Genomic DNA, 20978 nt, shown 5'->3' on the forward strand with positions numbered 1-20978 from the left:
CATGTACCCACCACTCGGTACGGGTGTGACCTGTGTCTCGCGGCATCAACTTGCCCGCAAATCGCCATAATCAGTGACAGACGCCGCGCTTCTGATTGCAGAATCGGGATGATACGGACACCGCCCATGCCCCGCTCCCCCGCCCCGGCAGGCCCGCGAGGAGGACGAGACAACCCGTAGGGGCTCCCGCGCGCACGGCAGGTCCGCGGTGACGTGCCGTCGTCGTCGAGTCACGGAAAATGACAGTGGCCGAAAGCCGCCGACGCGGCGGACATCGGCGATGGCCGGAACCGGCTGTCTCAGGAGAAGGCGTGTGACCGCGCGTCGGGGTTGCTACCGTGCTGCTGTCGGACCGGGGGGAAGCAGTCATGGGGGAACATCTGTGCCGAAGTTACGCCGAGTCGGCGCCTGGCTCATCGACTTCGGGTTGGTGGTCGCGGCGGGCTGGCTCCTCGCCGTCCTGACCTTCAACCGCATCGCGGCGCTCATCACGGACGTACCCGAGCTGGTGGCGAAGGGCAGTTGGCACTTCATCACCTCCAGGGGCGACACCCAGGGCGCCGCCGACGAGCTCGTCGACTCGCTGTGGCAGGACGCCGTCGGCTATGTCCAGCAGGGCTTCCTCGCCCTGGTGGTCCTCACCTTCCTGTACCAGTGGCTCACGCTGCACTTCGCGGGCCGGACCCTCGGCAAGGCCCTGATGGGGCTGCGCGTCACGCCCCGGTCGGGGCCGCGCGCCGCGCTGCGGGCTGCCGTCACCACGACCGCCGACGTCGGCGTCTACGCGCTGGCGTGCTGCATGCTGGTGCAGGGCTGGGTCTTCCTGTCCGTCGTGTGCTGGCTCGCGGCGGTCGCCCTGTTCGCCTTCAACGCCCTTCCGGTGCTGTCCTCCTCCGCCCGCTCCCTCGCGGACCGGACGGCGGGCACGTCGGTGGCCGCGGTGGTCCCCGCCGTGCTGCCGACGCCGCCACCGGAGCCCGCGCTACCGCCCCGCCCCGACCTCACGAGCTGGTGATCGGTCCGGCCGCCGAGCTGCGGCGGGCCGGGCGGGCCCCGGCGCGCCGCCGGACCCGGCGGGCCGCTCAAGCTCCCGCGCTCCCCCGCAGGACCTCGATCACGCTCGCGTAGCTGTCTCCGCCGTGCCCCGCGGCCGACGTCCGCTCCATGGTGGCCTTCAGGAGCTGCGGCAGCGCGTTGTCGACGCCCCGTTCGGCCGCGGCGTGGATCAGGTGGTCGATGGCGGTGATCTGTACGTCCACGGTCGCGTCGTCGCCGGGATAGCGGCCCTCGTCCACCTGCCCCGCGTACCGCGTCAGGAAGTCGCGCACCGCGCCGCCGAGCCAGCGGTTCGCGATCACCGTGAAGTCGGTGGCCGCCACCTCGTCGGCGCCGACGAGCGCGGTGCCGTGCAGCCACCCGGTGAACGCGGACCACATCAGGCCGAGCAGCGCCGCGTCGTACAGCGAGGCCGCGCCCGCGTCGGCGCCGAGGTGCAGCGGATCCCCGAGCACCCGCAAGTTGTCCTCGTACGTCTGGAAGGCCTGCTCCGAGCCGCTGTACAGGAACATCATGTCCGGGTTGCCGACACCGGGCGGCGTCGTCATGACGGCGCCGTCGAGATAGGCGACGGTGTGGGCGTCCGCCCAGCCCTTGAACTCCCGGGCCTGGTCCGGCGATCCCGAGGTGACGTTCACCAGGGTGCGCCCCGCGAGCCGCCCCGCGACCGGGTCGAGGACGGTGTGCAGCGCGTCGTGGTCGAGCACGCAGGCGATCACCAACTCGCTTGCGGTCACGGCTTCTGTCGGCGTCTCGGCCACCCGCGCCCCGCGCTCGGCGAGCGCCTTCGCCTTCTCGGGCGAGCGGTTCCACACCGTGGTCGGGTGACCGCGGTCCAGGAAGGCGGCGGCCAGGGCCGTGCCCATGTTGCCGAGCCCGATGACGGTCACGGGCACACGTCGTCCGGTGTTCACTGCGTCGGTGTCGTTGCTTGCGCGCACGGCGTCCACTGCGTCCTTGCTCCTCGCTCGGCCTGCGACGACGACTGATCGCGTCGATCGCGTGAGGACCACCTTCGCAACGCGCCGACGGCTCGGACAGTGACACCGTTGACGACGGCCACCAAATTCCTGCCATGCCCGCGGGCGCCGTATTCTCGCCGCATGAGCGCTGGTTCCGTCGCGGTGGTCGTGACCGAGGAGATCGGGGTCCCCTCCTGGGACCTGTACGAACTGAGCATTCCGTGCACGGTGTTCGGCAAGCCGCAGCCCGATCTGGCGGACCCCTGGTACGAGTTGCGGCTGTGCGGCACGGGATCGACCGGAGCGGGCGGCGCGGGCGAGCCGTTCGGCCTCTCGGTGCGCACCCCGTACGGTCTCGGCGACCTGGCGGGCGCGGACACCGTCATCGTGCCCTCGGTGCCCGACGCCTGCGTCGAGAAGGGCGCGCCGCTGCCGCCGGGGCTCGTCGAGGCGCTGCGGGAGGCCCACGCGGCGGGCGCGCGCATGGTGTCCCTGTGCAACGGGGCGTTCGCGCTCGCGGCTGCGGGGCTGCTCGACGGGCGCAGGGCCACCGCGCACTGGCAGCACACCGCCCAGCTCGCCGCGCGCCACCCGCGCGTACGGGTCGACGACTCGGTCCTGTACGTGGACGACGGCGACGTGCTGACCAGCGCCGGCCTGACGGCGGGCCTCGACCTGTGCCTGCACCTCGTCCGCCGCGACCTCGGCGCGCACGTCGCCAACCAGCTCGCCCGCCGCATGGTGGTGCCCGCGCACCGGCCCGGCGGACAGGCCCAGTTCATCGACCTGTCGGTGCCCGCCACGGACGACGCGGGCCTCAGCCCCGTCCTGGAGTGGGCGCGCGAGCGGCTCGACCAGCCCCTGACGGTGGCGGACCTGGCACGCCGTGCGGTGCTGAGCCCGCGCACCTTCCACCGCAGGCTCCAGGCCGCCACCGGCACGACCCCGCTCCAGTGGCTCCTCAACCAGCGCCTGGCCCGCGCCCAGAGCCTCCTGGAGTCCACCGGCCTGCCGGTCGAGAAGGTCGGCGAACTGAGCGGCCTCGGTACGGCGAACAACCTCCGGCACCACTTCCTCAAGCAGGTCGGTGTGTCCCCCAGCGACTACCGCAAGGCCTTCCCGCGGTCCACTCCGCCCCAGCCCGGGGAACCCGCCGGGAAACCCGCTCCGGCGGCGCCCGCGACGCCCCCGTGACGGCGTCCGGCGGGGGCCGGTACGGCCGGGGAGCAGGGGGGCGAGCACCTCCGCGCCGACGGCTCCCGGCGCCGCGCACACGCCCGCCCGTACCTTCGCCGTACCCCTCCTGGCCTGGGCTTCCACCGGTCACGACGCTAACGTCGGCCTCTCGGCCCCGACGTGCTCGACGGGCCCTACGACCTGGTGTACGACTCCGGCTGCTTCCACCACCTGCCGCCCCACCGCCGCGTCAGCTACCTCGCACTCCTGGAACGGGTCCTGGCACCCGGCGGCCACTACGCCCTGACCTGCTTCGCGGCGGGCGGCATGGGTTCGGAGCTGCCGGACGCGGACTTCTACCGGACGCCCGGGCCCCGGGGCGGCCTCGCCTACACCCCAGAATCCCTGCGCGCGATCTTCGCCGACCTGACCGAGGTCGAACTGCGCCGCATGCGCGATGAGCCGTCCGCGTCCGCGCACTTCGGCGAGCCGTTCCTGTGGACGGCACTGTTCACGCGCGGATAGCAGTCCCGGCGCCACGCCACGCCACGCCCCGGCGCGCCGACGCCGAGCCGAGCCGAGCCGCGGAACGAGTTCGTCACCGCGACCGAGAACCAGTCGGGTTCGACTGGTCACCGGGCAACGGGGCGGCGCAGTACGCCTGAGCGGGACCGGGGCTCACCCGATGTGCGCCGCGATCGTCCTGGCGCACGCGATCGCCTCGTGGTGGGCGGTGTCGACCTCCAAGTCGTACCGCACGCCCTGGTGGACGAGGTCCGCCTGGATCGCGGCCATGCCCGCGATCCGGTCGCCGCGGGCGGTCTCGCGTCCGGCGGCGACCCCCGCCGGGCACCGGACACCGACCCAGAGGACGGGCACGCCGTCCAGGGCGCGTCGCCAGCGCCGCTGCGACTGCGCGCCGCCGAGGAACACCTCGTCGACGATCACCCGCGCACCCGCCCGCGCCATCGCGGCGACGCCCTCGATCCAGGCCGCCTCGAGGGTGCGGAAGTCGTCGCCGACGGTCACCGCCCCGTTCTCCGCGAACTCGATGCCCGCGTCCGACGCCCGCATCGCCGCGGGCAGCGCGTCGACGAAGGTGTCGACGCCGAAGCTGAGCCAGGGCTCGGGCAGTACGGCCTGGAGGCACCGGGCGATGCCCGACTTCCCCGAACTCGATCCGCCGTTCAGAACGATCACTTGAGTGCGCACGCCGCCACCGTAGGGGCGCGGGCCCGCGGGGGCCCGCGCATTTCTGCCCGTGCTGCACAGCGACCCTGTTCACTGTGGCCTTATAGGGCACATCCGCGCCGCCCGTCCCGCATTCGACGACTTCGTCATGCTCTTGCGTGACGCGGCCCCTGCCACGGGTTCGCGGGTGGCGACAATGCGCACATGCCTGATGACTGGAAGCGGCAGATCGACGCGCTGCACAGCGAACTCGTACGCCGCGACGACCCCGCGGCGTGGGTCAGCGAGGCCGACGCGGTGGACGCCTCGTACCGGTACCCGCAACTCGCGGTGCGCGGCCCCGTCTTCGGGCTCGCCTGCCAGAAGGCCGGGGGCGAGGAGCCCTGGCGGCTGCTCGGCGACGTCATGGAGGGCACACCCCAGCAGGCCCGTGACGGCCTCAACTCGCTGCTGTGGTTCATGGCGAAGGACTCGGTCGACGACCGGGAGCAGCGGGGCGCCCTCCTCGACGCCGTGGCCCGCCTGGAGTGCGAGCCGGTCGACGAGGTCGCCGTGCTCGGCACGCGCTACCGCGTCATCCGCGGCGACGAGTTCGCGCGGGCCGGTGCGGACGGCCTCGAGCCGCCGCGCCCGACCGATCCGGAACCGGCCCACGCGTCCTGGGACGACCGCCCCTCCCCGTCCTCGCACGACGAGGGCTTCGCGCTCGACCCGGCCCGTGCCGGAGGTCTGATGGCGGGCGCGCTGCGGATCGCCCTGCGCGGGTTCACGTACACCGGCGGCCACTTCCCCGCGGCGTTCCGTGCGGACTCCCGGCGGGCCGTGCGGGACTATCCGGAAGTGGTGCTGCTCCCCGTCACGTTCGGCGTGGCGGAGCGCAAGGGCGAGCGGTGGCGGCCGCGCGGCGCGCTGATGCCGACCCCGCACGACGCGCGCCGGCTCCTCGTGCACGGCATGACGGAGATCTGGCCCCTGGTGCACGAGTACGACGACGTCGAACGTGCCGACTTCGTGCGCGCCGCCGCCGAGTTCAAGGCGGCCGGGCGCGCGAACGAGGTCATGGTGCGCGACCGGTGCTTCCGCGTCTGCCGGGTGGAGCGCATGGTCAGGATCGGTGCCGACGGCCCCGAGGCGGCCCGCCCCTCGGACGTCGAGACGACGGAGCCGATGAAGCTGCACCCGACGATGGACGAGGACGGCGTCATCCACTACGACGACTGAAAGCCCCGGACAGCGGTGCAAAAGACTGTGCGGCAGGGTATGTCGGACGGTTTCCCCGGCGGTCGTTCCGCGTCCGAGCGGTCGTTCCGCGTCCGAGCGGTCGTTCCGCGTCCGAGCGGTCGTTCCGCGTCTCGGCGGTCGTTCCGCGTCCGGGCGACCGGACATCATGCGTACGCGGCACGGGCGCGGGGTAGCGGACACTGATGTGGTGTGCGGCTCGAACCGCTTCCCGGGTTGCGGCACTCGCCCGGCTTCTGGTTGCGTCGCGCTGGCGACCCCACGAACGCGGCCCGGCCGCCCACCTGCTCGACGGAGTGCTGATGACCACCGAACCGAAGACGACGTCCCCGCACGCCGGGGCCGGACCGGCCTCGTCCCCCGACCGCTGGCTGCGCCGCCCCAAGCCGCGCCCGGGAGCGCGGACCACGCTGGTGTGCTTCCCGCACGCGGGCGGCACCGCTTCCTTCTTCGCCCCGTGGGCGCGACTCGTGCCGTTGGACGTGGAGCTGATCGCGGTGCAGTACCCGGGGCGGCAGGACCGGTTCGCCGAGCGGCCCATGGGGACGATGACGGAGCTGGCCGACGCCGTCACGGCCGTGCTCAGGGCCGGTCTGCCCCCCGGCCGTGAACTGCTCTTCTTCGGCCACAGCATGGGGGCCGCGCTCGCGTGGGAGATCGCCCTGCGCCTGGAGGCGGGCCCGGGGCCCGCGCCGCGGCACGTCTTCGCCTCCGGCAGGCAGGGGCCGCGCCGCCAGCACACCGGAACGCTCCACCTGTTGCCGGAGGACCTGTTCGTCGACGAGATCACGGAGATGGGCGGCACCGACCCGCAGCTCCTCGACGACCCCGACATGCGCGAGATCGTGCTGCCTCCGATACGCGCCGACTACCGCCTGATCGAGACCTACCGCCCCGACCTCACGGCACGCCTGCGCTGCCCCATCGGCGTCTTCACGGGTGACGAGGACCCCGAGATGGGTCCGGAGGACGTGGAGGCGTGGCGCGAGGCGACCACCGGCGCCTTCACCGCGCAGGTGCTGCCCGGTGACCACTTCTACCTGGTCGACCAGGCGGAGCCGATCGTGTCGGCGATGTTCGGCACCCGGACCGGCTGAACGGCCGCACCACAGGGACGGCGACGGCGGGACGGCCCGGCCTCTGCTGCGTCCGGAACCCCGGTCCGCGCCCGCAGGTGCGCACACAGGCCGGGCACCGGCCTGACGGGGCGCGACGACGCCGCACGGCATGCGCGCCCCGCCGGTCCCGACCGGACGCCGGTCATCGCGAGGCGGTCAAGAGCGAACCCGTCCTCCTCGCTGCGATCGGCGTCGAGGTGCCAAAGACGGGGCCGACGGAGCGGTGCGCCCACGTCGCAGAGGCGGTGGCCGTGCGGCGCGGCTCGAAGCGCGCCGTCGCGGTGCCTGCCACCGCCGGACAGATGCATTCCACCCGGCCGCAGTACGGGCAGACGGGAACCATGGTTGTCATGTCTGTCAATATGCCCTGTCGAAGTCAAGATTCCGTTAGAACCTGGTGATTATCGGCTAGGAGTCGATGGCCATTGTTCTGCGCGCGGATGAAGTCTTCGACGCTCCGCTGGCTCGTGAAGCCTTCTGAGGCGCAAAGGGCGTGGCAGCGTTCGGCGTCTTACGGGCAGTTGCAGCCACCGGTGTCCAGCCGGAGCCCGCACCGGCGTACGTCAGCTGCTCTCGTCGGCGTACGACCTGCCGTCTCGTCGACGTACACCGGGCACCTCGGACGCGGTGGATACGCCCATGGCGCAACGCCCCGGCGCCGCCGCGCACCGCCGTAGGGTGACCGCATGGCCGTTACCTGGAGTGAGGACGCCGAGGGCGTCATGCGGCTGCCGTCCGGCCGCCTCGTGCGGGGCCGGGGGCTGCGCCGACCACTGCCGCCGGGACCCGAGCCCCGGTTCGCCGTGTACCTGCTGGGCAAGGAGCCGCCTCCGGTCGCGTGGCAGGCGCGGTGGTTGCGCTGGCCCGACTTCTGGCTGCCCACGGACCGGCGGGAGGCGCGCGGGGTCATCGGCGAGGCCTGGGAGCGGGCCGCGGCGGAGCGCGTGGAGATCGCCTGCGGCGGCGGCTACGGACGCACGGGGACGGCTCTCGCCTGCCTCGCCGTCCTCGACGGCGTGCCCGCCGGGGAAGCCGTCGGTTATGTCCGCGCGCACTACCACCGCCGGGCCGTGGAGACTCCGTGGCAGCGCCGCTACGTCCGCGGCTTCCGCGCGGGCGCGAACATCGACTGAGGGCCCGTCGGCCTGGGCAGGCGCAGGACGCGGCGCGGGCGGTACGGCGGCCGTCAGTCCGACAGGGTGGCGAGGGTGGTGTGCAGGTCGGCGTCCCTGGGCCGGTTGTGCGGGAGCCTGCCGAGGACGCGCGCCATGCCGCAGGTGTCGGTGAGCGCGGAGAAGACCAGGCCGCCGGCGACCGCGGCGGAGAGCCACAGGGCGTACGGCCACAGCAGGCCCAGTACCAGGCCGAGGAGGACCAGGGTGCCCGCGGCGAAGCGGACCTGGCGCTCCATCGCCCACACCGCACGGCCGCCCGCGGGCCGTTCGACGTCGTAGCCGCGCCCGGTCCAGCCCGAGGTCCCGCCGGCCAGGGTGACCGCGGGCACGCCGTGCCCGGCCAGGGTCGCGCAGGCCTGGGCGGAGCGGGTGCCCGACGCGCACACCATCAGCAGGTCGTCGCGGGTCGCTGCGGCCTTGAGGACGGGCAGGGCTTCGGCGAGGCGGTCCAGGGGGATGTTGTGGGCGCCCGGCAGGTGGCCGGAGGCGAACTCGCCGGGCGTGCGGACGTCGACGACGTACAGCTCCGCCAGGCGTGCGCGGGCTTGGTCGGCGGTCAGCGCGGTGGGGGACGGCACGGACACTTCCTCCTTCGGTCAGTGGGGGCACCACAGCGTCTAGGATACCCGCAGGGGTATCCGGGCGGGGCGACCAACGGAGCGAGCTGTGGAACTGACGATGGCGGCCGAGGAGCTCAGGACGGCGGTCAACCGGCTGCGCCGGGCCCAGGGCCAGATCAACGGGGTGATCAAGATGATCGAGGAGGGCCGGGACTGCGAGGACGTCATCACCCAACTCGCCGCGGCCTCCCGCGCCTTGGACAAGGCCGGGTTCGCGATCATCGCCACGGGCCTCCAGCACTGCTTGAGCGACACGGAGCTCGCCGAGAGCGGCGACCGCGAGCGGGTGCGGGCCCGCCTGGAGAAGCTGTTTCTGTCCTTGGCGTGAGGGGGCCCGGGCCGGGCCCGGGCGCACGGGGCCGTCCACGCCCCGGCGACCGGGGGGAGGGCGAGGTGGCTCACGCCGGGCCGTGGGGGCGGCCGTCGCCGTCGACGACGGGAAGACCGGCGCGGGCCGTCGTCTCCGGATCGAAGTCGTCGTCGACCAGGACGACGTCACGGCCCGCGGCGGCGAGCACCGACGCCGCGACGGCCGCGCGCAGACCGCTGCCGCAGTGCACCCACACCACTCCGGCCGGCACCTCGGCCTGCCGCCCGTGCAGGACGTGCAGGGGCAGGTGCGCGGATCCCCCGACGTGCGCGGAGGCGCGCTCGGTGGCGCGGCGCACGTCGAGGACCACCACGTCGTCCCGTTCCTCGCGGGCCGCGGCGAGGTCGGTGAACGTACCGCGCGGGAAGGAGGCGAGCCGCTCGCCCGCACGCAGCCAGGACGCGGGCCCGCCGGTCGCGCCCGCCGCCGGGCGGTCGATGCCGACCCGCACCAGTTCCCGTTGCGCGGCGGCGAGTTCGCGGGGCGTGGCCGCGAGCAGCGTGACCGGCCTGCCCCAGGGGATCAGCCACGCCAGGTAGGTGGCGAGCATGCCGTCGCCCTCGAAGTTGAGGCTGCCCGCCACGTGTCCGGCGGCGAACGCGCCCCGGCCGCGCAGGTCCACCACCCACTCCCCGGCGGCGAGCCGCGCCGCGATCTCCTCGGCGTCGGCGGGGCGCGGCGGGGTCAGGTCGACGGGCGCGGGCCCCGCGGCGTTGACCGGGCCCATGTGGGCGTAGTAGGCGGGCACGTCGTCCAGGCCGGGGAGGAGGCCTGCCACGAAGGCGTCCACGTCCTGGGTGAGCGCGGCGTTGGCCGTACGCTCGGCGCCGATGGTGGTCGCCTCGCCGTCGGACCGCGTCGCGGAGCAGAAGCTGCCGAAGCCGTGCGTGGGCAGCACGGGCACGGCGTCGTCGAGTTCCCGGGCGAGCCGGCGCACGGAGGCGTGCTGGGCGCGGGCCAGCGACTCGGTGAGCCGCGGCTCGACCAGATCGGGCCGCCCCACCGTGCCGATGAGCAGCGAACCACCGGTGAACGCGGCCACGGCGACGCCGCCGTCCGTCAGGACGTACGAGGTGTGGTGCGGGGTGTGCCCGGGAGTGGCGAGTGCCCGCAGGCCCACGCCCCGGTCGCCACCGCCACCGCCCACGTCTCCGCCACCGTCCACGACTCCGCCCTCGCCCCCGTTCCCGTCCACGCGCACCGTGTCGCCGTCGGCCACGGGCGTGTGCGGGAACGACACGGCGGCGCCCACGGGCACGAGGCAGCGGGCCCCGGTGATGCGGGCGAGGTCGAGCGCGCCGCTCACGTAGTCGTTGTGGACGTGGGTCTCCGCGACGTACCCGATCCGCACCCCGCGCCGGTGCGCCGCGGCCAGGACCCGGTCGACGTCGCGCGGCGGGTCGACGGCCACGGCGGTGTCCGGGCCTCCGGCCAGGTAGCTGCGGTTGCCGAGGCCGGTGGTCTCGAGGGTGTCGACGAAGAACACGGCTTCGCTCCTCTCCCAGGGGCCCCGCTCCGGGTGGCGGTGCGCTCCCGGGGGCGTCGCGTACCCCCGGGAGCCGGGGCCCCGCACCCTTCCCCATACCCGTGGGGGTATTTTCGACACCGGCCGTCGCCGCACATTGGCCGAAATTGTGCGGAACGTCCCGTGGGCGTCGGCGTCAGCAACGCCCCACGGGCATCGGCGTCAGCAACGTTCCCCGGGCGTCGACGTCAGCCGCGCTTGAACACTGCGACCGTCCGCGCCGGTACCTCGAAGGTCCCCGAGCCCCGCGCGTAAGAGGCCGCCCGCACGACGGGATCGGCCCCCCGGGCCTGCACGGGGTGCAGCGCGTACGAGGTGCCCGCGAGAGCCCCCACGCGCTGGGTCTGCTCCCGGGGTGACGCGTTCAGGACGACCACGAGCGGCCCGAGACGCATCGTGATCACGCCGGGCGTCTCGCCGGGGGTCCCGGAGAGCGGGAAGGACAGTTCCTTCTGCACCCGGTCCGCGGTCGCCAGGGAGAACGCGGGCTCCGTGGACCGTATCCGCAGCAGGTCCCGGTACGCGGCGGCGGCACCGTCGATCTGCGCGCAGCCCGGGGCGAGCGCCGGGTCGGTGAGGAGGGGTCTGCCGTAGGGCCACTTGGACGCGTTGTCGGCGGCGGGCGGCAGTCCGCGGCCGAAGCCGTTGCCGTCGCGGCAGTCCCAGTGGAGGGCGTTGAACCAGTCGCCGCTGTCGTAGGAGTTGCGGTCCAGGGACTTGGACCGCAGCAGGTCGCTGCCCGCTTGGTAGAGGGCGGGGCCCTGCGAGAGCGTCGCGGTCGCCGACGCGAGGACCTGCATGCGGGCCCGGTCGGTCGCCGTCGTGCCGCGCGGGAGCTTGAAGGCCAGCGCGTCGTAGAGCGTTTCGTTGTCGTGGGCGTCGGCGTACGCGAGCGCGTCGCCGGGCGCGTCGGCGTACCCCGCGGGGGCGCCGTTGTAGTCGACGTCGGCACCCGTGACCCGCCGGCCCGCGGAGTCGGTGAAGGCGTACCGCGCCAGGTTGCCGGAGAGGCCGACCTTGATCAGGTCCTGGTAGTGCAGGAGCCGGGCCTTCTGTTCGGCGGGCGTGCCGTTGGCCCGCGAGGCGTTGGGGTCGGTGAAGAGGCCGCTGGCGAAGCCCTGCGCTCCCGGGTCGTCGTCGAAGGGGCCGCCGCCGCGCACGGCGTCGCGGGCGCGGTCGGAGAAGGTCGCGATCCCGGTGCCGGCCATGTTGTGCTGCGTGGCCTGCTGAAACCGTGCGTCGTCGACGATCTCCCCGAAGTTCCAGCCCTCTCCGTAGAGCACGATCCGCTTGCCGTCGACCCCGTCCTTCGTGAGCGTCAGGGCGTCGAGTGCCGTGCGGACGGCGAGGACGTTGGCCTTCGGGTGGTGGCCTATGAGGTCGAAGCGGAAGCCGTCGACCTTGTACTGCTTGGCCCAGGTGACGACGGAGTCGACGACGAGCCTGCCCATCATGGCGTTCTCGGGCGCGGTGTTCGCACAGCACGTGGACGTGGCCACGCTGCCGTCCGCCAGCAGCCGCTGGTAGTAGCCGGGCACGATCTTGTCGAGGACGGACTTGTCGGCCTGGCCGCTCGCGACGGTGTGGTTGTAGACGACGTCCATGACCGTGCGCAGCCCGGCACCGTTGAGTCCTTGCACCATCCTGCGGAACTCGACGGTGCGGCGGGGGCCCTCGGGGTCGCTCGCGTAGGAGCCCTCCGGGACGGTGTAGTGCAGCGGGTCGTAGCCCCAGTTGTAGGCGTCCTCGGCGGCCGCCTCGCCGACGCACGCCTGCTGTTCCTCGGAGTCGGGCGCGAGGGCGGCCAGGTCGCAGGGCGGCTCCGCCTGGGCGGACCCGCGCTCGGGGACGGTGCCGATGTCGAAGACGGGCAGCAGGTGGACGTACGACGTCCCGGCCCCGGCCAGGGCGCGCAGGTGCCGCATGCCCTTGGAGTTCCGGTCCGTGAACGCCAGGTACCCGCCGGGGTGGTCGGAGGTGCGGTCGGCGACGGAGAAGTCCCGGACGTGCAGCTCCTGGATCCGCGCGTCGCGCAGAGGGGTCGCGGGCGGCTTGCGCAGCGTCCGCCACCCCTTCGGCGCGAGCTCCGGGTCGTCGAGGTCGACGAGCAGGCTCCGCGCCGAGTCGGTGGTGAGGGCCGTCGCGTAGGGGTCGGTGACCTTGTTGGTGACGACCTTGCGGACGCTGGGCGCCCAGACCTCGACGACGTAGCGGTACGGCTCGCCCGTCCAGCTCCTCGGCCCCGCCGCCGACCAGACGCCCGAGGCCGCGTCCCGCCGCATCGGCACGGTGCGCCCGCCGATGTCGATCCTGACGTCCCGGGCCGTGGGCGCCCACACCGCGAGGGAGGGCCTGCCGCGGGTGAAGGTCGGGCCGAGCGGCTTCCCGGTGGCGGCGGTGGCGTAGAGGTCGTCGAGGACGCCCTGGGTCTGTACGCCGGTGGCGGCGCGCAGGTCCCCTCCCGCCGCCCGGTGCACCGCGACGAGCTGACCGGTGAGGGCCGTGCGGACGCGGTCGCGGTCACGCGGGTCGACGCGGAAGGCGGTGTGGGCCCGCAGGTGCGGGAACCTCGCCCGCTGGGCGGCGGTGAGGCCGCCGGGCACCAGGGCGAGGCGGATGCGGTGCGCCGCGCCGGTGAGGCCACCGCCCGCGACGGCGATCCCGCCGTCCCGCGCGTACGCCAACTCCGTGACGGCGGAAGCGCGTTCGCCGCCCGTGTTCCAGGCCACGGTGTCGCGGTCGATCCACTGCGCCTCGGCCTTGCCGAGGTCGGAGGCGGCGGGGGCGGGGGTGGTCGCTCCGGGTGCCGCCACCGCGCCCGCCAGGGGCACGGCGGCGGCGAGCAGGACCAGGGCCACGGCGGCAGCGGTACGGCGTACGAAGCGTCCCAAAGGGGCGCGGGGAACGGCGCGACCAGCCACGACGAACCCGCAGGCGGAAGACAGCCTCATCCGGCACATCCAGCGGAGCGCCGCGCGCCGGTGTGCAACGCGAGGGCGGTACCGGGGCCGACGGAAGCCGTGAAGCGGCCGTCACCGCCGACGGTGACGTTCCGCCCGCTCTGCACGTCGCAGTAGACGCCCGCCGGCAGCGAGGTCTGGAACGTGCGGTCGAGGGCCGAGCCCTCGTGGTTGATGACGACGTAAGCCTTGGCGCCACGGCCGAACGCGATGGCGTCGTCGCCGTTGTCCCACCAGTTCGTCACGGCCGTGCCGCGCGCGGTCGCGCGCAGTTGCACCATGCTCTTGACCTCGGGCCAGGCGTGCTGGCACTTCCAGCCGTCGCGATAACAGGCGTTCACCCGGCCGCCGTTCGGCGGGCCCGCGTCGCGGTCGGTGAACTCGTAGCCGGAGTGCACGTCAGGGGCTCCGTAGGGCCAGGCCAGCATGAACACATGGGCGAGGGTGTGGCTCGCGCCGTCCTTGTAGGTGAGGGTGTCGCCGCCGCGCTCGGTGTCGTGGTTGGCGACGAACACGGCGGACCTGCCCGAGGGCATATGGGCCCAGCCCTCGCCGAAGTTCCTCAGGTACGCGAGCTTCTCGGCGGTGAAGACGCGCTTGAGGTCGCGGGCGTAGCGGAACTCCTGGACGTCGCCGGTGCCGAGGTACTCGTCGGGCGACACCGCCTCGCCCGCGCCGAAGATGGCCTCCTGCTTCCAGTAGGCGTTCGGGTTCTTCAGCCGCGACTTGATGCTCTTCAGGTCGGCCGCGGCCATGTGCTTGGCGGCGTCCACGCGGAATCCGTCGGCGCCGAGGGAGAGCAGGTCGTTCATGTAGGCGGCGACGCGGGCGCGTACGCGCTCCTCGCCGGTGTCGAGGTCGGCGAGGCCGACGAGTTCGCACTCCTGGACGTCGTGGCGGTCCTGGTAGTTGCCGATCGGGGTGGTGCAGTTGTCCAGGTCGGACCGCGAGTAGATCCCGGGGTAGTCGTACTTCGTGTACGGAGTGCCGCCGGTACCGGTGCCGTCGCCCGCCGCCATGTGGTTGATCACCGTGTCGACGACGACCTTGACGCCCGCGGCGTGGCAGGTGTCCACCATGTCCTCGAAGGCGCCGCGGTCACCGAGACGTCCGGCGATCCGGTAGCTCACGGGCTGGTACGAGGTCCACCACTGGGCGCCCCGGATGTGCTCCTGGGGCGGTGACACCTGGACGTAGCCGTAGCCGTCGGGCCCGAGCCGGTCCGTGCACTCCTCGGCCACCGCGCTGAACCTCCACTCGAAGAGCACGGCGGTGACGTCCTTGGTGCCGGGCGGGGCGGCGGCGGCCTGCGGGGCCGCCCCGACCACGCCGCCGCCGGTTCCGGCGAGGAGAGCGAGGGTCGTGGCCAGGAGCCGCGCACGACGCGAGGGGCTTCTCCGGGATGTCACGGGGCCTCCTGAAGGAAGTTGCAGCAAGCTTGCAACAGAGATTTCGGAGACCGTACGACCGTCAACCATGCGGGTCAACCCCTCGGACACACCTGGGGCTTCGATGCCCGCAGCGCCTGGGCCGTCGATCCCCGTACGACCAGTTCGGGCTGGAAGACGAACTCCGTGCGCTGCACGGGATTGCCGTCGATCTCTTCGAGGAGCGCGCCGACGGCGGCCGACGCCATCGCCTGTACGGGCTGGCGCACGGTGGTCAGCGGCGGGTCCGTGAACGCGATCAGCGGCGAGTCGTCGAAGCCCACGACGGAGACGTCACCGGGGACGGCGAGGCCGCGCTCCCTGGCGGCACGGACGGCGCCGAGCGCCATCATGTCGCTGCCGCACACCACGGCGGTGCAGCCCCGGTCGAGCAGCGCGCTCGCGGCGGCGTGCCCGCCCTCGACGGTGAACAGCGTGCGCCGCACGAGCCGTTCGGCCTCCCCCTCCGGCAGGCCGACGTGGTCGCGCAGCGCCGCCGTGAAGCCCTCCGCCTTGCGCCGCGAGGGGACGTAGCGGGTCGGCCCGACGGCGAGGCCGATCCGTTCGTGGCCCAGGTCGGCGAGGTGCCGTACCGCCATGCGCGCGGCCGCCCGGTCGTCGGGCGAGACGAAGGAGACGGGGATGTGCGCGTTGTAGCCGTTGATGAGGACGAACGGGACGCCGCGGCCGGCGAGCGCGAGATAGCGCGCGGGGTCGGCCGTCGTGTCGGCGTGCAGCCCGGAGAGGAACACGATGCCGCTGACCCCGCGCTCCTCCAGCTGCTCCACCAGCTCGTCCTCGGTGGCGCCACCCGGCATCTGCGTACAGAGCATGGGCGTGTAGCCGTGCCCGGCGAGCACCTGCTCCACGACCTGCGCGAACGCCGGGAAGATCGGGTTGGTCAGCTCGGGGATCACCAGGCCGACCAGGCCCGCGCTGCGCCGTCGCAGGCGCAGCGGGCGTTCGTAGCCGAGGACGTCGAGCGCGGCGAGCACGCGCCGCCGGGTGGCCGCGGCGACGCCTGCCCTTCCGTTCAGGACCCGGCTCGCCGTGGCCTCGCTGATCTCCGCCTGGGCGGCGATGTCCGCGAGCCGCGGCGCACCCCTTGCGGCACCCTCGACGGCCTGCGGCACGGACGTCGTCACACCGCCCACCAGGCGGTGGTGTCGGCGGGCAGCTCCACCTCGTCGCCCGCCACCCGGACGGGGCCGCTGGCGAGCAGCATGCGGCCGGGCACCGGCAGGCGGACCGCGGCGCCGGTGGTGTTCGCGGTGCACACGAAGGACTCGCGGCGGAAGGAGAGGACGCCGTCCGGCGCGGCGTTCCACTCCAGGGCGTCGCCCGCGCCGAGGCCCGGCTGCTCGCGGCGCACCCGCAGGGCCGCGCGGTAGAGCTCCAGGGTGGAGGCGGGGTCGCCGGTCTGCGCCTGGACGCTCAGCTCGCCCCATCCTGCGGGCTGCGGCAGCCAGCTGCCGCCCGTACCGAAGCCGTACGAAGGGCCCTCGACGGTCCACGGGATCGGCACCCGGCAGCCGTCACGGAACCCGTCCTGGCCCTCGGCCCGGTGGAACGAGGGGTCCTGGCGGGCCTCGTCGGGCAGGTCGGTGACGTCGGGGAGGCCGAGCTCCTCGCCCTGGTAGAGGTACGCGGAGCCGGGCAGTGCCAGCATCAGGAGGCTCGCGGCGCGGGCGCGGCGCAGGCCGAGCGCGCGGTCGCCGGGCGTGCGCAGCTGGGTGCCGAGCCCCGGTGGGTTGGCGAAGCGGGTGGTGTGCCGGGTCACGTCGTGGTTGGAGAGCACCCAGGTGGCGGGTGCGCCCACGGGCCGCATGGCCGCCAGTGAACCGTCGATGACCGCGCGCAGTTCGGCGGCGTCCCAGTGCGTGCTCAGGTACTGGAAGTTGAAGGCCTGGTGCATCTCGTCGGGGCGTACATAGTGGGCGGTGCGCTCGACGGTGGGTGTCCATGCCTCGGCGACCAGGATCCGGTCCCCGGCGTACTCGGCGAGGACCTTCCGCCAACTGCGGTAGATCTCGTGCACGCCGTCCTGGTCGAAGAACGGCATGGTGTCGTTGCCGAGCAGCCTCAGCTGGTCGTGGTGGCCGATGTCGGGCAGCCCCGCGGCCTTGACCAGGCCGTGTGCCACGTCGACGCGGAAGCCGTCGGCGCCCATGTCGAGCCAGAAGCGCAGGACGGAGCGGAACTCGTCGCGTACGGCGGGGTGTTCCCAGTTGAAGTCGGGCTGCTCGGGCGCGAACAGGTGCAGGTACCAGTCGCCGGGGGTGCCGTCGGGGTCGGTGGTGCGGGTCCAGGCGGGGCCGCCGAAGACGGACTCCCAGTCGTTGGGCGGCAGTTCGCCGTCCGTGCCCTTGCCGGGGCGGAAGTGGTAGCGGTCGCGCAGGGGGGAGCCGGGGCCGTCGCCGAGGGCCCGCCGGAACCAGTCGTGGCGGTCGGACGAGTGGTTGGGCACCAGGTCCACGATGACGCGCAGGCCCAGGTCGTGGGCGTCCCTGAGCAGCGCGTCGGCGTCCAGGAGGGTGCCGAACATCGGGTCGACGGCGCGGTAGTCGGCGACGTCGTAGCCCGCGTCGGCCTGCGGTGAGGCGTAGAAGGGGCTGAGCCAGACGGCGTCGACACCGAGGTCCCTCAGGTGCGGCAGGCGGGCCCGGATGCCCTGGAGGTCGCCCATGCCGTCGCCGTTGCCGTCGGCGAAGCTGCGCGGGTAGACCTGGTAGATCACCGCGTCGCGCCACCAGGCCGTACGCGTGGCGGAGTCGGGGGTGGCAGGGGCAGCGAGATGCTGGGTCATGGGTTCCCTGTGAAGTCGTGTCTGTGACGTCGTGTCGGTGGAGTCGCGTCCGGGGGCGGGCCGGACGGTGCGGGGCCCTCAGGACTTCGTCGCGCCGGCCGTGAGTCCGGAGACCAGATGGCGCTGGACGAAGCCGAAGATCACCGCGGCGGGCACCGCCACGATCACGGCGGCGGCCGTCAGCGAACCCCAGTCGCTGGTGTACTGGTTCACGAAGGTCTGGAGTCCGCCCGCCAGGGTGAGGTTCTCCTCGCCCGTCATGAAGGCGGAGGCGTAGGCGACCTCGGCCCAGCCGGTGATGAAGCTGTAGAAGCCGGTGACGGCGAGGCCGGGCTTGGCCAGCGGGACGATGAGCCGCCAGAAGGTGCCGAACGGGTTGAGGCCGTCCACGCGGCCCGCCTCGTCGATCTCCACCGGGATGGTGTCGAAGTACCCCTTCATCATCCACGCGCAGAACGGCACGGCGATGGTGAGGTAGGTGAGGACGAGGCCCATGGGCTGGTTCAGGAGGCCGAGGCCCGCGAGCAGGTTGTACAGGGGCACGATGAGCACGGCGACGGGGAACATCTGCGTGATCAGGAGCAGCCACATCAGGGGCCGCATGCCGGGGAACCGGAAGCGGCTGACGGCGTAGCCGGTCGTCGCCGAGATGAAGACCCCGATCACGGTGGTCAGGCCGACCACGAGCAGGGAGTTGCCGACCCAGCTGAGGAACTCGGTGTCGTTCACCACGTGGTCGTAGTTGCCGAGGGTGAAGTCCTTGACGATCGCCGTGGAGAACGCCTCGCTCTTCGGTTTGAACGAGGTGACGAGCAGCCACAGCGGAGGCAGGACCGCGACGGCGGCGGCGAGCAGCAGGGTGGTGTGCAGGGCGACGGAGGCGAGCGGGCCGCGTTCGCCGCGCGGCCGCACCCGGGGCCCGCCCGGGGTCGCGCGTGCCGCGTGGGCCGAGGGCTTCGTCGTGGGGGGCACGGTGGTCACCACACCTCTCCTTGCTTGCGGAGCGCGCGGCGGTAGACCACCGCGAAGAGCGAGAGGAGCAGCAGGATGAGCACGCCCCAGGCCGCGGAGCCCGCGAAGTCGCGGGGGCTGACGACGAACGAGAGCCGGTAGGCGTACGTCACCAGGATCTCGGTGGCGTCTCCCGGGCCGCCCCGGGTGAGCAGGAAGATCACCGGGAACATGTTGAACGTCCAGATGGCGCTGATCAGGACCACGGTGCTGCTGACCGTGCGCAGGCCGGGCAGGGTGATGTGCCGGAAGCGCTGCCAGGCGCTCGCGCCGTCCATCTCCGCGGCCTCGTACAGCTCGCCCGGGATGGACTGGAGACCCCCGAGCATGGCGACCAGCATGAACGGCACGCCCAGCCAGACGTTGACGGTGATCACGGAGATCTTCGCCCAGGTGGGGTCGTTCAGCCACGGGACCGCGTCGATGCCGCCGCCGGCGAGGATCTTGTTGAGGACGCCCTTCTTCTCGTTGAAGAGCAGCCGCCAGGTGAACACGGAGACGAAGGCGGGCACCGCCCAGGGCAGGATGAGCGCCATCCGGTAGAAGGAGCGCCCCTTCAGCTTGCGGTTGAGCATGTTCGCCAGGACCAGGCCGAGGACGAACGACAGGCCGACGCAGGAGACCGTCCAGACGACGGTCCAGGTCAGCCGGTCCCAGAAGACACCGTCGTCGAGGATGGCCCGGTAGTTGTCGAGGCCCACCGACTCGTACGTCGCCGGGATGTGGTTGACGCCGATGGTGCGCTCGACGTTCGCCTCGTTGGCGTCCGTCGTCGACAGATACACGCCGCGCAGCAGCGGATAGCCGACGATCACGCCGATGACGGCGACCACCGGGGCGACCATGGCCCAGGCGTACCAGTGGGTGCCGAGTGCCCTGCGCAGGCGACCGGGGTTCTTGGGGGCTCTGCCGGTCCGCGGGCCCCGGCCGTGGACGCGCTCGGCGTCCACGGCCTTGACCGCGGAGCGGCCGCTGTCGACCGCCATGCCTACTTATAGTCCTTCAGGAGCTTGCCGTAGGCGTCACCGATGCTGTCGGCGCCGTCCTTGGGGGACGTGCGGCCGCTGAGCACCTTCCCCATCTGGAGCCGGATCGGCTCGAAGAGGGAGTTGGCCTCGGGGATCCAGGGGCGCTGCACCGACTTGTCGACGGCCGGCTTGAAGAACTGGACCATCTGGTTGGCCTTGACGGACGCGACGTCGTAGACGGAGGTGCGGGTGGGCAGCAGGCTGAGCTTCTCGGTGGTCTGCTGCTGCACCTTCGCCGAGCTCATGTACTTGATGAACTCGTAGGAGGCGTCGAGGTTCTTGGAGCCCGCGTACGCGGCGAGGTTCCAGCCGCCCTGCGGTGCGGCCTGGCGCGCGCTGCCGCCGGGGACCGGTGCGACGCCGAGGTTGGCCTTGCCCGCCGCGCCCTTGAACTCCTTGCCCTGGAGGGCGCCCTCGATGGACCACGGGCCGTCGACGACCATCGCGACGTCGCCGTCCTTGAAGGCGTTGAGCTGGTTGTTGTAGCCGTCGCTCGCGTCGGTGACGGCCGCCTCGGAGTCGAGGAGGCCCTTCATCACCTCGAAGGCGGCGACGCCCTCGGCGTCGTCGACGGTGATCTCCTTCTTCTTGGTGTCGAGGAGGTCACCGCCCTCTCCGTAGAGGTAGGGGAGGTAGAAGTACGGGTCGTCGCCTCGCAGGTACAGACCGGTTCTGCCGGACTTCGACTTGATCTTCTTGGCGGCGGACTCGACCTCCTCGAAGGTCTTGGGGACCGCGACGCCCGCGTCCTTGAGCATCTTCTTGTTGTAGAAGAGCCCGAGCGTGTCGATGGTCTGCGGGACCGCGTACGTCTTGCCCTTGAACTCGGTGCTCGCGGCGGCCTGCGGCAGGAAGTCGTCCGGCTTGTCGAGCGCGGCCGTGCCCTCCAGCGGGGCGAGGTAGCCGAGGTTCGCGAAGTCGGCGACCCAGGCGACCTCGGTGCGCATCACGTCGGGGGCGCCGGAGTTGCCGCCCGCGGCGTTCTTGAACTTGGCGTTGGCCTCGCCGAACGGCACGCTGACGTACTTGACCTCGACGCCGGGGTGGAGCTTCTCGAAGCCCTTGGCCAGCTTCTCGTACGTGCCCTTCTCGGCGTCGTTCGAGGTGTCCCAGAAGGTGACGGTGCCGGAGAGCTTGCCGCCGCTCTTCCTGCCGCTGTCACCGTCGTCGCCGCCGCACGCTGCCGCTGTCATCGCCAGGGCTGCGACCAGTGCGGTGGCCGCTGTGCCACGCCGCATCGTGAACTCCTTCAACTGGTCCCGGAATGACCCGGAATGACGAGAGACGAAGAGGTGCCTCCTGCCGGCCGCGCGG

The 20978-nt window shown here is 72.7% G+C and carries 16 protein-coding genes and 2 pseudogenes; 7 read left to right on the plus strand and 11 right to left on the minus strand.

Annotation, left to right across the window (positions count from 1 at the left end):
• Nucleotides 1-382 precede the first annotated feature (382 nt).
• Complete coding sequence (locus ACH4DX_RS17460; RefSeq protein ID WP_398118349.1) at nucleotides 383-1015, plus strand: RDD family protein; 633 nt, start codon at nucleotides 383-385, stop codon at nucleotides 1013-1015.
• A 67-nt stretch (nucleotides 1016-1082) separates the two neighbouring features.
• Here the strand turns inward: ACH4DX_RS17460 and ACH4DX_RS17465 are convergent, their stop codons facing one another.
• Entirely contained in the window at nucleotides 1083-1997 is a 915-nt protein-coding gene (locus tag ACH4DX_RS17465; protein WP_398155718.1) for an NAD(P)-dependent oxidoreductase, read from the minus strand.
• A 162-nt stretch (nucleotides 1998-2159) separates the two neighbouring features.
• Here ACH4DX_RS17465 and ACH4DX_RS17470 point away from each other — a divergent pair, with 162 nt between their 5' ends.
• Nucleotides 2160-3212 carry a helix-turn-helix domain-containing protein gene (locus ACH4DX_RS17470; protein WP_398155719.1) on the plus strand — a complete coding sequence of 351 codons (1053 nt, stop codon included), beginning with the start codon at nucleotides 2160-2162 and terminating at the stop codon, nucleotides 3210-3212.
• A 165-nt stretch (nucleotides 3213-3377) separates the two neighbouring features.
• Nucleotides 3378-3719 (plus strand): annotated as a pseudogene (locus tag ACH4DX_RS17475) (class I SAM-dependent methyltransferase); the annotation flags it as partial.
• A 153-nt stretch (nucleotides 3720-3872) separates the two neighbouring features.
• Here the strand turns inward: ACH4DX_RS17475 and cpt are convergent.
• Entirely contained in the window at nucleotides 3873-4406 is a 534-nt protein-coding gene (gene cpt, locus ACH4DX_RS17480; RefSeq protein ID WP_398155720.1) for a chloramphenicol phosphotransferase CPT, read from the minus strand.
• Between the two features lie 183 nt (nucleotides 4407-4589).
• On the opposite strand from cpt, the gene ACH4DX_RS17485 reads away from it, so the two are divergent.
• From ACH4DX_RS17485 to ACH4DX_RS17495, 3 genes are all read left to right on the plus strand, one after another.
• Entirely contained in the window at nucleotides 4590-5606 is a 1017-nt protein-coding gene (locus tag ACH4DX_RS17485) for a DUF5954 family protein (RefSeq protein ID WP_398155721.1), read from the plus strand.
• A gap of 320 nt (nucleotides 5607-5926) precedes the next feature.
• Entirely contained in the window at nucleotides 5927-6721 is a 795-nt protein-coding gene (locus ACH4DX_RS17490) for a thioesterase II family protein (protein WP_398155722.1), read from the plus strand.
• Nucleotides 6722-7428: 707 nt separating this feature from the next.
• Entirely contained in the window at nucleotides 7429-7875 is a 447-nt protein-coding gene (locus ACH4DX_RS17495) for a protein phosphatase (RefSeq protein WP_398155723.1), read from the plus strand.
• 53 nt (nucleotides 7876-7928) lie between these two features.
• Here ACH4DX_RS17495 and ACH4DX_RS17500 read toward each other — a convergent pair whose 3' ends face one another.
• Entirely contained in the window at nucleotides 7929-8495 is a 567-nt protein-coding gene (locus ACH4DX_RS17500; RefSeq protein WP_398155724.1) for a rhodanese-like domain-containing protein, read from the minus strand.
• 88 nt (nucleotides 8496-8583) lie between these two features.
• Here ACH4DX_RS17500 and ACH4DX_RS17505 point away from each other — a divergent pair, with 88 nt between their 5' ends.
• A complete protein-coding gene (locus tag ACH4DX_RS17505; RefSeq protein WP_398118333.1) occupies nucleotides 8584-8865 on the plus strand; it encodes a metal-sensitive transcriptional regulator in 282 nt (93 codons plus the stop codon).
• Nucleotides 8866-8935: 70 nt separating this feature from the next.
• Here ACH4DX_RS17505 and ACH4DX_RS17510 read toward each other — a convergent pair whose 3' ends face one another.
• From ACH4DX_RS17510 to ACH4DX_RS17545, 8 genes and pseudogenes are all read right to left on the minus strand, one after another.
• A complete protein-coding gene (locus tag ACH4DX_RS17510) occupies nucleotides 8936-10393 on the minus strand; it encodes a rhodanese-like domain-containing protein (RefSeq protein ID WP_398155725.1) in 1458 nt (485 codons plus the stop codon).
• A 227-nt stretch (nucleotides 10394-10620) separates the two neighbouring features.
• Nucleotides 10621-13383: a pullulanase-type alpha-1,6-glucosidase gene (gene pulA / locus ACH4DX_RS17515; protein WP_398155726.1), complete on the minus strand. Its 2763-nt coding sequence runs from the start codon at nucleotides 13381-13383 to the stop codon at nucleotides 10621-10623.
• A gap of 8 nt (nucleotides 13384-13391) precedes the next feature.
• Nucleotides 13392-14801: pseudogene (locus tag ACH4DX_RS17520) on the minus strand (alpha-amylase family protein); the annotation flags it as partial.
• A gap of 74 nt (nucleotides 14802-14875) precedes the next feature.
• The gene (locus ACH4DX_RS17525; protein ID WP_398155727.1) at nucleotides 14876-15973 is read right to left on the minus strand and encodes a LacI family DNA-binding transcriptional regulator; all 1098 of its coding nucleotides are present in this window, start codon (nucleotides 15971-15973) and stop codon (nucleotides 14876-14878) included.
• A complete protein-coding gene (locus ACH4DX_RS17530; protein ID WP_398155728.1) occupies nucleotides 15961-17625 on the minus strand; it encodes a glycoside hydrolase family 13 protein in 1665 nt (554 codons plus the stop codon). The genes ACH4DX_RS17525 and ACH4DX_RS17530 overlap by 13 nt, the downstream gene beginning before the upstream one ends.
• Before the next feature lie 78 nt (nucleotides 17626-17703).
• Complete coding sequence (locus tag ACH4DX_RS17535) at nucleotides 17704-18609, minus strand: sugar ABC transporter permease (RefSeq protein WP_398155729.1); 906 nt, start codon at nucleotides 18607-18609, stop codon at nucleotides 17704-17706.
• Entirely contained in the window at nucleotides 18603-19622 is a 1020-nt protein-coding gene (locus tag ACH4DX_RS17540) for a carbohydrate ABC transporter permease (protein ID WP_398118322.1), read from the minus strand. The genes ACH4DX_RS17535 and ACH4DX_RS17540 overlap by 7 nt, the downstream gene beginning before the upstream one ends.
• Nucleotides 19623-19624: 2 nt before the next feature.
• Nucleotides 19625-20902: an extracellular solute-binding protein gene (locus ACH4DX_RS17545; protein ID WP_398155730.1), complete on the minus strand. Its 1278-nt coding sequence runs from the start codon at nucleotides 20900-20902 to the stop codon at nucleotides 19625-19627.
• Nucleotides 20903-20978: the final 76 nt, after the last annotated feature.

Origin of the sequence: Streptomyces sp. NPDC017940, assembly GCF_044328435.1 — a bacterium.
In the GTDB taxonomy this organism is placed as follows: Bacteria; Actinomycetota; Actinomycetes; order Streptomycetales; family Streptomycetaceae; genus Streptomyces.

What these genes read in the sequence shown, in the direction of transcription:
- ACH4DX_RS17495 (WP_398155723.1), top strand. Translation starts at nt 7,429, where the DNA reads ATGGCCGTTACCTGGAGTGAGGACGCCGAGGGCGTCATGCGGCTGCCG.
- ACH4DX_RS17485 (WP_398155721.1), top strand. Translation starts at nt 4,590, where the DNA reads ATGCCTGATGACTGGAAGCGGCAGATCGACGCGCTGCACAGCGAACTC.
- ACH4DX_RS17470 (WP_398155719.1), top strand. Translation starts at nt 2,160, where the DNA reads ATGAGCGCTGGTTCCGTCGCGGTGGTCGTGACCGAGGAGATCGGGGTC.
- ACH4DX_RS17540 (WP_398118322.1), bottom strand. Translation starts at nt 19,622, where the DNA reads ATGGCGGTCGACAGCGGCCGCTCCGCGGTCAAGGCCGTGGACGCCGAG.
- ACH4DX_RS17530 (WP_398155728.1), bottom strand. Translation starts at nt 17,625, where the DNA reads ATGACCCAGCATCTCGCTGCCCCTGCCACCCCCGACTCCGCCACGCGT.
- ACH4DX_RS17490 (WP_398155722.1), top strand. Translation starts at nt 5,927, where the DNA reads ATGACCACCGAACCGAAGACGACGTCCCCGCACGCCGGGGCCGGACCG.
- pulA (WP_398155726.1), bottom strand. Translation starts at nt 13,383, where the DNA reads ATGAGGCTGTCTTCCGCCTGCGGGTTCGTCGTGGCTGGTCGCGCCGTT.
- ACH4DX_RS17545 (WP_398155730.1), bottom strand. Translation starts at nt 20,902, where the DNA reads ATGCGGCGTGGCACAGCGGCCACCGCACTGGTCGCAGCCCTGGCGATG.